We start from the raw sequence: 13,640 nt of genomic DNA, 5'->3' as shown, positions 1-13,640 counted from the left end.
ATTCAGAATGACAAAGTAGTAGCTTTTAGCCAGTTTCTTAAAACATGAAAACAAAAGTGTTAATCCGCCTGATAAATCTCCAGTACTCTGGCAGAAGGATCTTTTACATCTCCACACCATTTAGGCAACCACTGATAAGGCGTCAGTTGGAAATGCGAACCGTAAGTCTTTTCAAAGGTTTTCAAGTAGAAAAAGGCTTCTTTTGATGGTGGTTCTGGTGAAAATCTGAATTTTTCAGTTTGAAATTCCTCATCAGACACCAAGGTTTCTATATGATCTTTAATGACTTCACTCCAGGATTTCTGCTTGCTGCTCACGCTGTCCGAAAAACCATTTTTGCGTCTCCACAACACTTCATCTGGAATTAAGTCTTCTCCTTCGAAAGCTTTTCTGATCAGGTATTTTTCAATTTTTTGATCGGAAAACATTCTGAGTTCTGGAGGAATCGACATGAAGAATTTCACGAAAGCCTTGTCGGCAAAAGGAACTCTGGCTTCCAAACCTGCATTGGAAATAGATCTATCGCCTCTCTTCATATCAAAAAACTGAATGTCTTTCAATAATCTGATGGATTCCTGTTGAAAGCTGATTGAATCCGGAGCATTTTGAAAATACAAATAAGATCCGAATTCGTCTGCTGTTTCCCCAGAAAATAGGACTTTCACATCAGAATGAACTCTCACATATTTGGCAACCAACTGATGGCCAACTGAAGCTCTTATCGTAGTGACATCATAGCTTCCCAGCATGTAAACCGTGTGTTCTAACTCATCTAAAAAATCTTGTTCCGTGCAAGTAATGCTATGGTGCTTACTACCTATATGGTCTGCCACTTTTTGGGCTGCAGAAATGTCGGGACTGCCATCCAGTCCTATAGAAAAAGTTTCCAGCTGTTTCCCTTTTTCCTTCAATTTTCTGGCTAAAATTCCAGCTACCAGACTACTATCTAATCCCCCACTCAGTAAGCAACCCAGAGGTCGTTCACTCATCATACGCTTTTCAACCGACTGCGTCAGCAATTCATTAATTTTCTGGCAGTATTCTTCTTCTGTAAATGCTGTGGTGTCGTAGTCATGATTAAAATAAGAAAGCATTTTATCGGTATAAGAGTTCCAGTGGTGGCCTGGAGGAAACTGGTTGAGATCCCTGGCGAAAGCAATAGCTTTACTTTCTGAAGCAAAGTAAACTTCTGAATCTTCAAACCCCATGTACATTCCTCTCACGCCCAGATGATCTCTGGCAGCGATGTATAAATCCTTGGCTTCATCATAAAGGACAAAGGCGAATTCGCCGTCGATTTCTTCCAGCATCTGCTCCTCTCCTATCAATTGATACAAATCGATTAAGATTTCACAGTCTGAACCTGTTTCTAGTGTGATATCATATTTAGCGGCGAGTTCCAGATAATTGAATATTTCTGCATTTGCTACCAACCAGACACCATTCTTGTACATGGGCTGATTACCTTTTGGCGTTAAGCCATTAATGGCTAAACGATGAAACCCAAAATAGGTGTTTTGCTTAATACTTTTAAAGTCTGATGCATCTGGTCCACGATGTTTGATTTTCATGAATTCATCAATTAAAAATTGACTAGATTTTGCACTGTCGATGGCTACAAATATTCCACACATGATAGTTTTATTTTAATTATATAAAGCAAATAAGGCATATTACTTAATATGAATCAAGCAATAGGTGTAAAATATTAAAAATAAGTTTTAAATTAGCTTTTTACTAAAAATCCTAAAGATGATAGATGAAACGGATAGAAAAATCTTAAATATTTTAAGTACCGACGCAAAAGCCTCCTTAAAATACCTTGGAAACGTATGCCACATGAGCCCTACGGCGGTTCACCTTCGGTTAAAAAAACTGGAAGAACAAAAAATCATCACCGGATCTAAGAGTATGATCGATACGTACCAACTCGGCTACCAGACTCAAAGCTTTATTGGGATTTACTTCAACAAAGCGAATATCTACAGAACGGTGAGCAAAGCTTTGATGGAAATCAGTGAAGTAGTGGAATGCAATTACACCACTGGAAATTTTTCTCTATTAGTAAAAGTTGTATGCCGAGACAATAAGCATCTTACCGAGGTTTTGAGTAATAAAATTCAAACCATAGATGGTGTAGCGAGAACAGAAACCTTTATCTGCTTGGAACAAACCTTTACAAGAGAAATTGAATTTTAAAATTTTATGCCTTGGTTATTTTCTATTGAATAATTCAGTGTAAAGATTTTGAATTCTATTAAAACTTACCACATCTTTTATTTAAATTGGTATTCTTAATTATTACTATAAAATTATTTACCTATGAAAATCATATACTACTTCAGCATTCTGGCATTACTAGTTTCCTGCAAAAACACCTCTGAAGAAAAGACTGAAAAGGTCTCCAATGAGACTGAATCAGTTCAAAAAAGTAAATCTAAAGTCGACTTCAAAGAAGTTGAAAAATTAGCTGGTGATTTTGTATTTACAGAAGGCCCATCTGCTGATGCTGAAGGGAATGTTTATTTCACAGATATCCCTGAAAATAAAATATACATATGGACTACTGATGATCAACTCAAGACTTTCAAAGAAAATACAGGCGGAGCAAATGGATTATACTTTGATAAAGATAAAAACCTGTTGATTTGCGAGGGACAAAAAGGGGTAATCGCCTCCATAAACCAAGAAGGTGAATATAAGTCAATAGCCACAGAATACAACGGAAAACGCTTCAATCAGCCAAACGATATTTGGGCAGATGGAAAAGGCGGAGCTTATTTTACCGATCCAAAATATAGCAATGACCTCGAACTTCCGCAAGAAAGTATGCAAGTTTACTACATCAATTCAGACCATACTGAAGTAACTCGAGTAACCGAAGATCTTGTGAAACCAAACGGATTAATAGGTACTCCAGATAGTAAAACTTTATACATTACAGATCCTGGAGCTAATAAAACTTATAAATATAGTATTCAAGAAGATGGTTTACTTTCAAACAAAACATTGTTCACTGACCTTAGTGGCGATGGAATGACAATCGATAATGAAGGTAATATATATTTGACAACAGATGGAAAGAAAGCCATCGATGTCTTTGCTCCAAGCGGTGAACTCATATCAAGCGTTAAAATTCCAGAGCAGCCTTCTAATGTTAGTTTTGGGGGTGAAGATTTAAATGAACTATACATCACAGCCCGAACTTCGATCTACAGAGTTAAGGTGAATAAAACAGGAGCAAATTAAATCATATAAAAAACTCCTCTTCATTTAAGACGAGGAGTTTTAGTTTTTTTATATCAATTTAATTAAGGTTTTAAAACCACGCGAAATCTTGATTTATTATTAATCATTCTATCGTAGGCTTCTTTTACATCATCAAGACTATATTCCTCAATCATTGGTTTTGTATCAAACAAAGCGCTGAAATTCAGTGTGTCTTCAGAGTCTGTCGGCGTACCACTTGGCCAGCCAGCTACAGATTTTCTTCCCATTAACATCTCCATCGGGTTAACTTCAACTGGTTCTGGTGTTGCTCCAACCATTAATAATTTACCGTCAATACCGAGACCTCCAATAACCGAAGTCATTGCTTTTCCGCTTGGTGCAGTTCCTAAAATTAATTTAGCTCCTCCTAATTGCTGTAGTTTTTCGGCAGCATCTTCAGATTTGGCATTGATAAAATGATGAGCTCCTAATTCTGATGCTAACTCTTTTTTATCGTCGCTAGTAGAAATGGCTACAGTTTTCATCCCCATTTTATGAGCATACTGAATAGCTAAGTGTCCTAAACCTCCAATACCTTGTATAGCAACTAAATCACCTGCTCTTATACCTGAATTTCTTAGAGCGTTAAAAACAGTTATACCAGCACATAGAAGTGGAGCTGCTTCTTCAGATTTAAGATCTTCAGGTACTGCAACCAAAGCTTCTTGTGGTGCACACATAAATTCTGCATAACCACCATCGTAAGAAATTCCGCTTACTTTTGCGTTTTCACAAGCAATAAAATCACCCCTTCGGCAAGGTTCACACTCAAAGCAATGGCCACCGTGCCATCCAACTCCTACACGCTGACCTTTTTTCCAAGACCTAACATTTTCACCAAATTCTTCTACAGTTCCAATAACTTCATGACCTGGGACTCTCGGATATTCGAGACCTGGAAATGTACCATCTTTTACAAATGCATCTGAATGACATATACCACATGCCTGAACTTTTATTAAAACCTCATTCTCTTTTGGGGTAGGTTTATCTATATCTACAATATGAAATTCTCCTTCTGCTTCTTTAATTTGTGCTGCTTTCATTTTGTTTGATTTTAAATATTAATAATTAAAAAATTAATCTTTTGAAAGATTAGAAACTTCTTTTAAAGTGACTTGATCAAATTCATTGTTTTCGTTTCCAAAACTATTCATGATGTAATTCATCACATCAGCAACTTCTCTATCGGTAAGCCCCATCGAAGTCATGTTATTATTATAAGTTTTGCCATTGACTTCTATTTCACCTCTCAGGCCGTATTTTACTGACTTGATGCTTTCAGTCCTTTTTTCTGAAAGCCAATTGGATTCTGCCAATGGTGGATAAATTCCTTCAACACCTTCACCTTTAGCTAAATGGCAACGCATACAAAATTCAGAATAAACTCCTTCTCCATCTTGTATGCTTTGCTTAAGGTCTTTTTCCTGACTAATAGACTCATACACAAAGGAAGAATCATTTTTATTGTAATTAAAAAGTAAACCTAAGAGAATGAATAATGAAATAGAATATAACTTCATAATTATGATTTAGGCAGCATTTTAACAACACCAACTCCTTCTACACCAACATATATAAAGCCGTCATGGCTCTGTTTCACACTTCTTACTCTTCCAATTTTGTTTAAAAGTTTTTGTCTTTTTTGAACACCTTTTTCGTCTATGGCTAAATGTTCTAAATATTGAAATTTCAATGATCCTGCCAGTATGTTTCCTTTAAGCTCTGGATACTTATCTGAGGTTACAAAAGTCATCCCACTAGGAGCAATCGATGGAACCCAGTAGTAAAAAGGTTGTTCCATTCCTGCCATAGATGTTTCGTCTGTAAATTCTGTTCCGTCATAGTTGATCCCATAACTTATAATAGGCCAACCATAATTAGCCCCTTTTTTAATGATATTGATTTCATCTCCACCTCTTGGTCCGTGTTCATGAACCCAAATAGCTCCAGATTCTGGATGCATTTCCATTCCTTGTGGATTTCTGTGTCCATAAGAGTAAATAGCTTTTTTAGAATTTTCTAGCATGTAAAATGGATTGTCTTCTGGTATAGAACCATCATCATGAAATCTATAAATCTTTCCACCATCTCTTGTAATGTCTTGAGGGTTTACCTCTCGAGCGCCTCTTTCTCCAATTGACATAAATAGATATCCATCTTTATCAAATTCCAATCGACTACCAAAATGAACACCTTTTGTCGTATTAGGAGAAGCCTTATAAAGCGATTCCATATTAGACAACTCTCCTTTATGAAATTCTGCTCTAATTAATTCAGTATGACCACCTTCTTCTTCACCTTTAGTAGAAGCAAGGGTTAAATAAATCCAAGGTTTCTCGGGATATTCAGGATGAATTTTCACGTCTAATAATCCACCTTGTCCTCTATTATAAACATTTGGAATATCTGCTACTTTAGTTGTTTTACCTTCTTTATGATATAAAAGTTGACCATCTTTAGAAGTTACCAAAAAGCTTCCATCTTTAAAGAAATCCATTCCCCAAGCAATATCGATGTCATCGATAATCACCTCGTGAGAATAGTCGTTTTCTAAAGTTTCTATAGAATTATCTTCTTGAGCGCAGGCTAAAAAACCAATACAAAAAAGTAAAAGGGTAAATGTTTTAATATTCATGATTTAAAAATTTTTTACTAATTTCTAAAATGAATCTAAAACAAAGGCTTAATTATGAAAAGTTTATTTTTTATCTTCTAATTTTTCAATCTTAGCATTGAGCTCACGAATGGTACTTTCTTGGTCATCAATAATCTTCTTGCTGTTGAAGTATAGAAATACTGCAACTAATGCGCTGAGAACGAAAAGGTATAAATATAAATTTTTTGTCATTAGACTTCAATTTGGAGATTATCATAAGCTAAATACATGCCTTCAGGAAGTTCTTTTTGAACCTCTTCATGAAAGCCCATGTGATGGCTTATGTGAGTAAAATATGCTTTTTCAGGCTTAAGGTAGTTAACAACGTCTATAGCTTGTTCTAGATTAAGATGAGATCTATGTTCTTCTCTCCTTAAAGCGTTAAGAACTAAAGTTTTTACACCCTTAAGCTTATCCAACTCTTTATCTGGAATAACTTTAGCATCGGTTACGTATGCAAAATCATCAATTCTAAAGCCATATACCTGAAGTTCCGGATGGTATACGTTCATGGGTGTAACCTTTTTATTCCCGATTATAAATGGAGAGTCATCTATAATGTTCACATCCAGTGTGGGCGCGCCGGGATATTTATTTTCTGTTTCAAACACATATTCAAATCTATGTTTTATGCTTTTCAAAACTCTTTTATGGCAGTAAATAGAAATATTTCCTTGCCTAAAATAGAAAGGTCGCACATCATCAAGACCAATCATATGATCATTGTGTTCGTGTGTGTATAAAATACCATCTATTTTTTTAACCTTGTTAGATAACATTTGTTGTCTAAAATCCGGTCCACAATCTATTACGTATGAGTAATCATCCCACTCTAGAAGAGCTGAAACTCTCAATCTCTTATCTTTTGAATCTTCACTTAAACATACTGGATGTTCACTACCTATAATTGGAACACCTTGAGATGTTCCTGTACCTAAGAATGTTACCTTCAAAACGTTATTTTTGATACAAAACTATAGTTTTTTTTTCTTAAGCTAGGAGTATTAATTACATTTGTTTAGAGTTTAAAAACTGTTTAAGACTTCATAAAACTTCTACTTATGTCTATTACAATAATGGGTGATAAAGATTTTGAAAGTGCACCTTCAATTAAGGATAAAGCCCTCAGAATCAATTTAAATGAAAATATCTATGGAACATTTGCTGAAATAGGTGCAGGACAGGAAACAGTAAGAAATTTCTTTAGAGCTGGAGGTTCATCTGGAACGATTGCCAAAACAATGAGTGCTTATGATAAAGATTTTAGTGATGCTATTTATGGAGTAGAAGAAGATAGACGCTATGTTACTGAAAGCAGACTTAAAAAAATGCTGGATCATGAGACTAACCTCATAGAAGAAAGGATACATCGAAACAAGCATCCTAACAAATTATTTTTTACTTATGCCAATACAGTAGCAACTATCGATTTTGCAAAACGTTATAAAGGACATGGCTGGGTTGGAATCAAATATCAACTGACACCAAAATCTGAATATAATAAGATAGTTTTGCATATTCGTTTCAAAGAAAACGATGCTAGACTTCAGCAAAATACCTTAGGAGTTTTAGGTACTAACCTTGTTTATGCTGCTTATTATGCTCATAACAATCCCAAACAGATACTTAACGAGCTTTACGATCATCTACATAAAGACCAAATTGAAATTGACACAATCAATTTTTCTGGTCCAGTCTTTAAAGACGTCGATAATAGACTAATGAGTCTACAACTAGTCAAAAACGGAATGACTGAAGCTGTCATGTTTGCTCCAGATGGTAATAACATTCTACCAGCAAAAGCTCTTTATAAGAAAAATATTTTAGCCTTAAGAGGAAGTTTCAGACCTGTGACTAAAGTCAATATGGACATTTTTGAAACATCTCTAGAGTTATTCAAAAAAGAGAAGAAAGTTAAAGAAGGTAATATTCAGCCAGTTTTTGAAATTACACTTTCCAATTTAAGATCTGAAGGAGAGATTAATGAAGAAGACTTTATGGACAGGGCTAAACTGCTTTGTGCATTAGGTCATACGGTAATGATTTCCAACTTTCAAGAATATTATAAGTTAGTTGAATATTTTTCAAATTACACTAAAGAAAGGATGGGATTGGCAATGGGTGTCAACAATCTGATTGATGTATTTGATGAGAAATACTATAGACACCTTAGTGGAGGAATTCTTGAAGCTTTTGGTAAGCTCTTCTTTAAAGATTTAAGAGTTTATTTATATCCATACAAGGATCCTAAAACTGGAAAAATCACCAATAGCGATAATTTAAAGGTCCATCCTAGAATGAAGGAACTTTACAAGTTCTTTAAATATAACGGCAGAGTTGTAGATATTGAAAATTACAATAAAAATATTTTAGGATATTTTTCTAGAGATATTTTACAAAAAATCTCGAATGGTGATGAAGGATGGCAAAAAGCTGTACCAGAGAAGACTGCAGAAATGATTGAAGAGCAAGAACTTTTCCAAAGAGAGTATAAAAAGACTACTGAAAAAGTTGGATATTGATATAAAACCTAATTGTCACAAAAAAAATCTGCTAAAATTTAGCAGATTTTTTTTTAGGTATTTTTCCAGAAATAAGGAGTGAAAAGTATCAGAACCGTAAATATCTCTAAACGACCAATCAACATAAGAAACGAACTCCAGTACTTTCCGAAAGCTGTCAGCGATGCGTAATTGTCAACAGGGCTTAAATCTCCAAAGGCCGGACCAACATTTCCTAAAGAGGATGCTGATGCACCTATAGCAGATTCAAAATCTAATCCTGTTCCTGCGAAAACAACAGCCCCAATTATGAAGGACAGGGAATAAAGTATAAAAAACCCAAGTATGTTGTAAACAATTTTTTGATCTACAGACGCCCCCTTATAACGCACTGGTAAAATCGCATTAGGATGAAGTATTCTTCTGAATTCCTGAAATCCATTTTTTATCATAATCAAATGCCTTATGATTTTCACACCTCCTGAAGTGGAGCCTGCTGAGCCACCTAAGAAAAAAAGACCAAAAAATAGAATTGTAAGTAGCGGAGTCCAAAGTGTATAGTCTGCGGTCACAAAACCTGTAGTTGTAATAATGGCCAAAACTTGAAAAATACCGTGTCGAAATGCACTTTCTGCCGGTCCCAAAACCATCGGGTAATCAATACTAGCTAAACTCGTATCAGCAAAAAAGTAAATAGAAAGCGAAGTGATCGCTGTAAAACTTACAATAAAAAAGAAGAACCACTTAAATTCTTCGTTATGTAATACATTATTGATTTTCCCTTTAAACGCATAATAACTTACAACGAAGTTTGTACCTGCCAAGAACATAAAAAGTATAATAATATATTGAATTAGCGGAGAATCGTTCCAATAGGCTATACTTGCATTTTTTGTTGAAAATCCTCCAGTTGACAGTGTACTAAGGGCATGATTTGTGGCGTCAAACCAATCCATTCCAGCAACTTTAAGCAGTATAGTTTCAGAAACTGTATATCCAAAATATATGAGCCATAGTCGCTTTGCAGTATCTGCGATTTTAGGCTTTACTTTATCTGCGCTTGGACCAGGAGACTCGGCAGAAAATAACTGCATCCCTCCTATTCCAAACAAAGGTAAAATTGCAACTGCCAAAACAATAATACCCATGCCACCAATCCAGTGTGTAAAACTTCTCCATAACAATATACCCTGAGGTAATGCCTCAATATCATTTACAATTGAAGCTCCTGTCGTGGTATAACCAGACATAGTTTCAAAAAAACTATTTTCAATGCCAACAATTTCACCAGACATCACATATGGCAGCATTCCACTTAAAACCATAAACAACCAACCAAGACTTACTATAAGATAGCCCTCTTTTTGAGTTATGTCTTTATCATGATGTCTAGTTGTGAACATTGCCATAAGTCCAACGAAAATAGATATCAAAGCAGAAACACCTATATCAAGTGCCACAGCCTCACCTATTATCCAGCTATACACGGAAGGAATTATCATGAACCCTCCATTAAATACAAGGAGGACACCCATGATATGAGCTACTATTTTTAGGTTTAAATTCGACACGTTAACAAAATAAGTTTTCTACGCTCTTGATAGATTTTGGCAGCGTACACACTACAATTCTATCTCCTTCTCGAATTTTAAAGTCACCTAAAGCTATTATTCCTTTACCATCTCGAATGACCCCACCAACAACTGCTGTCCTTGGGAAATTAATATCCTTGATTTTGCTATTGGTTGCTTTAGAATCTGGCTTTACAACAAACTCAAGCAATTCTGCATTCATATTATTCAGCTTTGTCATAGCTACAATCTCACCTTTTCTCAAATATCTAAAAATGCTATTTGCTGCAAGTAATTTTTTATTAACCAAAGAGTGAATACCTATTGAATGACTTAGCTGAAAATAATCCATATTTTCTACTAGAGCTATGGTTTTCCTTACTCCTTTTGAGTTGGCGACAAGGCATGAAATAATATTAGTTTCTGAATCTTCTGTTACGGAGACAAAAGCATCCATTTTACTAATATTTTCTTCCTTAAGAATTTCAACATCCCTTCCATCGGCATTTATAACCAAAGCATTTGGTAAAATATTTGCCAAGTCCAAAGCCTTTTTATGATCTTTTTCTATAACCTTCACAGAAAAATTTCCTTTACAAAGATCTTTTGCTAATGTTCTACCGATATTACTACCTCCAAGAATCATCACTTTCCTGATTGAACGTTTTTCAGCGCCAGTCAATTTGTATAATTCTTCAACACCTTCAGAATCTGTAATAAAATAGACCCTGTCGCCTCTCATAAATTCTGTATCGCCTCTAGGAATAATTGTGTACTGAGTCCCGTAGCGCTGTAGAGCTATAGGTACAAAATGCAGACCGGGAAATATGTCCGCAGCTTCTTGTACTGTATTGCCAATAAAAGGAGCTTTAGACCTTAATGTAAGCCCCATCATAGTAAGAGCGCCATCATCAAATTTGAAAGTATCGGTAAATGCAGATTGATTGAGAAGCATTTTGACTTCATTTGCAGCCAGGGCTTCAGGAGAAATCATTTCATCAATGCCAAGAGCCGTCATATTTATATCATCTCCAGCATCCAATAATTCTTGGTCAGAGACCCGAGCCACAGTTCTTCCTGCTCCCATTTGCTTAGCAAAAACACAAACCGAAATATTGATAGATTGACTAGAGGTTACAGCGATAAGCATATCTGCATTTGTAATATCTGCTTCCTTTAATGTACTAGGCAAAGTTGCATCCCCCAATAAAGTTTTAATGTCCAGATGCTTGTTGGCGTATTCCAGCCTTTCTTCATTTAGATCAATAAGAGTAATGGCGTGAGATTCGTAAGAAAAAAGTTTTGCTAAGTGAAATCCTACTTCTCCAGAACCAGCTATTATTATTTTCATGGTGACAAAATTAATGTAAAAAATTAAAAAAGAAGTATTAAGAGAAGTTATATTGACAAAGTGTATTCCTAAGAAGATGTATCTTCGCAAAAAAAAATTACATGAGCAAGAATGTCAAGCCATACAAGGATTCTGAACTAGAGAAAAAGAAACAAGTTGAACAGATGTTCGATAATATTTCAGAAAATTATGATGGCCTTAATCGGGTGATTTCTTTCGGTATTGACCAGAAATGGAGAAGAAAACTCATTAACATGGTCAAGAAGACTAAACCTGAATACATCCTTGATGTTGCGACAGGAACAGGAGATCTTGCAATTGCCATGGCCGATTCTGATGCAAAAAAAATTGTGGGTTTAGATATTTCAGCTGGAATGTTACAGGTTGGAAAAAATAAAATCAATGCTAAAAATTTAGACGATCGCATAGAAATGGTTCAAGCAGATTCAGAAAATTTACCTTATTCTGATAATACTTTTGATGCCATAACTGTAGCTTTTGGAGTTAGGAACTTTGAAGATTTAGAAAAAGGACTTTCCGAAATTTATAGAGTGCTTTCACCTGGGGGTATTTTTGTAGTGCTGGAGACTTCAGTCCCAACCAAATTTCCTTTCAAACAAGGATATAAACTGTACTCTAATTATATTCTCCCTGCGATTGGAAAGCTGTTTTCAAAAGATAAAAGTGCATATCAATATTTAAGCGAAAGTGCTTCAGTTTTTCCTTTTGGAGAAAAATTCAACAATATTTTAAAGAAAATTGGGTTTACAGATGTAGAAAATCACCCACAAACATTTGGTGTTTCTACAATTTACTCTGCATCTAAAAAATAATTATGAGGCTATTTTTTATATTTATTTTCTTTTTAGGCTTCAATCTTTCCCATGCTCAACTTTTTGACAAAGAGAAAGTTCTAAACAAAGAGAATATCGATAAGAAACGCTGGTCCTGGGGCTATTTCCTAGGATTTAATGCTTACGATTTTCAAATTAAATACAATAACACTTTCAATGAACAGACAAATAATGATCTAGAAGTAGGTAAAAATCCTAGTTTTAATGTGGGGCTGATTGGAAATTTGAGAATTAATGAATATCTGGATTTAAGATTAGAACCAGGAGTAGTTTTTGCCAATAGAACCCTTACATTCCCAGATGTAGCTGAAAGCAACAGTGTAAGAGACGTTAACTCCTCTTATATTCACATACCCTTGCTTTTAAAGTTTTCGGCCAAGCGTATCAATAATTTCAAACCTTTTGTGGTAGGCGGTGCTTCTATTTCTACAAATTTATCTAGCAATGAAGACAACCCTCAAGACAACACTGCGGGACAATTTAGAATGAAAACGCAAAATTATTATTATGAGGTTGGATTTGGAGTCGATTTTTATTTTGAATATTTTAAATTCACTCCTTCCCTAAGAGGTGTTTTTGGAATGGGAAATGAACTAGTTAGAGATGAAGACCCCAATAGTCCATATACTTCTAATATTGAGTCTGTAAAGACCAGAGGGATTTTTATCAATTTTACTTTTCAATAACTTATCGTCTTCTAAATTCACTCAATAGTATTGAACCAGCCATTGCCACATTAAGACTCTCGGCCCCATTAGATTGCCCATAGCTTGGTATTGATACCTTTTTATCAATATGTGATTGAACTGTAGAACTTATCCCATTAGCTTCATTGCCTAAAACTATAATTGTATTTTCAGTCACTAACTTTGAGTCATAAACACTTTCACCATCCATAAAAGCTCCATAAATGTGAGCTGAAGTATTTGACAAAAAATGATTTAAATCTGCGTAAATAACATTTACTCTTGTAAGGGAACCCATAGTAGCCTGAACCACTTTAGGGTTGAAACAATCTACAGTATCTGGTGAACAGATCAATTGTTCAATTCCAAACCAATCACACATTCTTATGATAGTTCCAAGATTTCCCGGATCCCTTATTCCATCAAGAGCAAGCGTAAGCTGAGAATTATCTGAAGGTGTTACAGGTTTTGAGATTTCAAAAACAGCTAAAGCGGTTTGCGAGGTTTTGAGGTTTGTGATCTTATCCAAATCTTTTTCAGAAATAATATGACTTTCTCCTTCTTCAATATGAAATATATCTGCAATTGAATATAATGCTCTTAGCTTGAATGAACTTTTTAAAAATTCTTTGATTACTTTTACGCCTTCAGTAACAAAGAGACCGTGCTCTAAACGGTGCTTTTTTTTGTTCAAACTTTTTATAAGTTTAATTTGATTTTTGCTAAGCATTTGAAATTATATTTTTTG

The 13,640-nt window shown here is 34.9% G+C and carries 13 protein-coding genes; 5 read left to right on the top strand and 8 right to left on the bottom strand.

All coding sequences use genetic code 11. The annotated features are described in order from the left end of the window. Positions 1-59: 59 nt before the first annotated feature. Positions 60-1,634, bottom strand: coding sequence for an asparagine synthase-related protein (locus ACFQ0R_RS00560; RefSeq protein ID WP_379656418.1), 1,575 nt, complete (start codon positions 1,632-1,634; stop codon positions 60-62). Positions 1,635-1,752: 118 nt separating this feature from the next. Here ACFQ0R_RS00560 and ACFQ0R_RS00555 point away from each other — a divergent pair, with 118 nt between their 5' ends. Both ACFQ0R_RS00555 and ACFQ0R_RS00550 read left to right on the top strand, forming a co-directional pair. Then, the gene (locus ACFQ0R_RS00555; protein ID WP_379656417.1) at positions 1,753-2,199 is read left to right on the top strand and encodes an Lrp/AsnC family transcriptional regulator; all 447 of its coding nucleotides are present in this window, start codon (positions 1,753-1,755) and stop codon (positions 2,197-2,199) included. 123 nt (positions 2,200-2,322) lie between these two features. Next, entirely contained in the window at positions 2,323-3,249 is a 927-nt protein-coding gene (locus ACFQ0R_RS00550; RefSeq protein ID WP_379656416.1) for an SMP-30/gluconolactonase/LRE family protein, read from the top strand. Positions 3,250-3,311: 62 nt separating this feature from the next. On the opposite strand, the gene ACFQ0R_RS00545 is transcribed toward ACFQ0R_RS00550, so the two are convergent. The 4 genes from ACFQ0R_RS00545 to ACFQ0R_RS00530 all read right to left on the bottom strand — a co-directional run bounded on the left by ACFQ0R_RS00545 (position 3,312) and on the right by ACFQ0R_RS00530 (position 6,882). Beyond that, complete coding sequence (locus ACFQ0R_RS00545; RefSeq protein ID WP_379656415.1) at positions 3,312-4,316, bottom strand: alcohol dehydrogenase; 1,005 nt, start codon at positions 4,314-4,316, stop codon at positions 3,312-3,314. 33 nt (positions 4,317-4,349) lie between these two features. Next, positions 4,350-4,793 (bottom strand): c-type cytochrome, encoded by a 444-nt coding sequence (locus tag ACFQ0R_RS00540; protein ID WP_379656414.1) that lies wholly within the window; start codon positions 4,791-4,793, stop codon positions 4,350-4,352. Between the two features lie 2 nt (positions 4,794-4,795). Then, positions 4,796-5,908 carry a PQQ-dependent sugar dehydrogenase gene (locus ACFQ0R_RS00535; RefSeq protein WP_379656413.1) on the bottom strand — a complete coding sequence of 371 codons (1,113 nt, stop codon included), beginning with the start codon at positions 5,906-5,908 and terminating at the stop codon, positions 4,796-4,798. A 212-nt stretch (positions 5,909-6,120) separates the two neighbouring features. After that, positions 6,121-6,882, bottom strand: a complete 762-nt coding sequence (locus tag ACFQ0R_RS00530; protein WP_379656412.1) for an MBL fold metallo-hydrolase — start codon at positions 6,880-6,882, stop codon at positions 6,121-6,123. Positions 6,883-6,990: 108 nt separating this feature from the next. Between ACFQ0R_RS00530 and ACFQ0R_RS00525 the strand changes: the two genes are divergently transcribed. Continuing rightward, positions 6,991-8,451: a TonB-dependent receptor gene (locus ACFQ0R_RS00525; protein WP_379656411.1), complete on the top strand. Its 1,461-nt coding sequence runs from the start codon at positions 6,991-6,993 to the stop codon at positions 8,449-8,451. 53 nt (positions 8,452-8,504) lie between these two features. On the opposite strand, the gene ACFQ0R_RS00520 is transcribed toward ACFQ0R_RS00525, so the two are convergent. Beyond that, on the bottom strand, positions 8,505-9,965 hold the full coding sequence (locus ACFQ0R_RS00520) for a TrkH family potassium uptake protein (protein ID WP_379656577.1): 1,461 nt from the start codon (positions 9,963-9,965) through the stop codon (positions 8,505-8,507). A gap of 37 nt (positions 9,966-10,002) precedes the next feature. Next, entirely contained in the window at positions 10,003-11,403 is a 1,401-nt protein-coding gene (gene trkA / locus ACFQ0R_RS00515; protein ID WP_379656576.1) for a Trk system potassium transporter TrkA, read from the bottom strand. Between the two features lie 50 nt (positions 11,404-11,453). On the opposite strand from trkA, the gene ubiE reads away from it, so the two are divergent. Together ubiE and porT are read left to right on the top strand one after the other, a co-directional pair. Beyond that, positions 11,454-12,185, top strand: a complete 732-nt coding sequence (gene ubiE, locus ACFQ0R_RS00510; protein ID WP_379656410.1) for a bifunctional demethylmenaquinone methyltransferase/2-methoxy-6-polyprenyl-1,4-benzoquinol methylase UbiE — start codon at positions 11,454-11,456, stop codon at positions 12,183-12,185. 2 nt (positions 12,186-12,187) lie between these two features. Continuing rightward, on the top strand, positions 12,188-12,892 hold the full coding sequence (gene porT, locus ACFQ0R_RS00505) for a type IX secretion/gliding motility protein PorT/SprT (protein WP_379656409.1): 705 nt from the start codon (positions 12,188-12,190) through the stop codon (positions 12,890-12,892). A gap of 1 nt (position 12,893) precedes the next feature. On the opposite strand, the gene ACFQ0R_RS00500 is transcribed toward porT, so the two are convergent. Next, positions 12,894-13,622, bottom strand: a complete 729-nt coding sequence (locus tag ACFQ0R_RS00500; protein ID WP_379656408.1) for a TrmH family RNA methyltransferase — start codon at positions 13,620-13,622, stop codon at positions 12,894-12,896. Positions 13,623-13,640: the final 18 nt, after the last annotated feature.

The sequence above is a fragment of the Psychroflexus salinarum genome, assembly GCF_042677225.1.
GTDB classification, from domain to species: Bacteria; Bacteroidota; Bacteroidia; order Flavobacteriales; family Flavobacteriaceae; genus Psychroflexus; species Psychroflexus salinarum.
Note: the sequence above shows the minus strand (reverse complement) of the source record. Positions and strands in the feature narration are given on the sequence as shown.

What these genes read in the sequence shown, in the direction of transcription:
- ACFQ0R_RS00550 (WP_379656416.1), top strand. Translation starts at nt 2,323, where the DNA reads ATGAAAATCATATACTACTTCAGCATTCTGGCATTACTAGTTTCCTGC.
- ubiE (WP_379656410.1), top strand. Translation starts at nt 11,454, where the DNA reads ATGAGCAAGAATGTCAAGCCATACAAGGATTCTGAACTAGAGAAAAAG.
- ACFQ0R_RS00500 (WP_379656408.1), bottom strand. Translation starts at nt 13,622, where the DNA reads ATGCTTAGCAAAAATCAAATTAAACTTATAAAAAGTTTGAACAAAAAA.
- ACFQ0R_RS00555 (WP_379656417.1), top strand. Translation starts at nt 1,753, where the DNA reads ATGATAGATGAAACGGATAGAAAAATCTTAAATATTTTAAGTACCGAC.
- ACFQ0R_RS00520 (WP_379656577.1), bottom strand. Translation starts at nt 9,965, where the DNA reads ATGGGTGTCCTCCTTGTATTTAATGGAGGGTTCATGATAATTCCTTCC.
- porT (WP_379656409.1), top strand. Translation starts at nt 12,188, where the DNA reads ATGAGGCTATTTTTTATATTTATTTTCTTTTTAGGCTTCAATCTTTCC.
- ACFQ0R_RS00535 (WP_379656413.1), bottom strand. Translation starts at nt 5,908, where the DNA reads ATGAATATTAAAACATTTACCCTTTTACTTTTTTGTATTGGTTTTTTA.
- ACFQ0R_RS00540 (WP_379656414.1), bottom strand. Translation starts at nt 4,793, where the DNA reads ATGAAGTTATATTCTATTTCATTATTCATTCTCTTAGGTTTACTTTTT.
- ACFQ0R_RS00545 (WP_379656415.1), bottom strand. Translation starts at nt 4,316, where the DNA reads ATGAAAGCAGCACAAATTAAAGAAGCAGAAGGAGAATTTCATATTGTA.
- ACFQ0R_RS00525 (WP_379656411.1), top strand. Translation starts at nt 6,991, where the DNA reads ATGTCTATTACAATAATGGGTGATAAAGATTTTGAAAGTGCACCTTCA.
- ACFQ0R_RS00560 (WP_379656418.1), bottom strand. Translation starts at nt 1,634, where the DNA reads ATGTGTGGAATATTTGTAGCCATCGACAGTGCAAAATCTAGTCAATTT.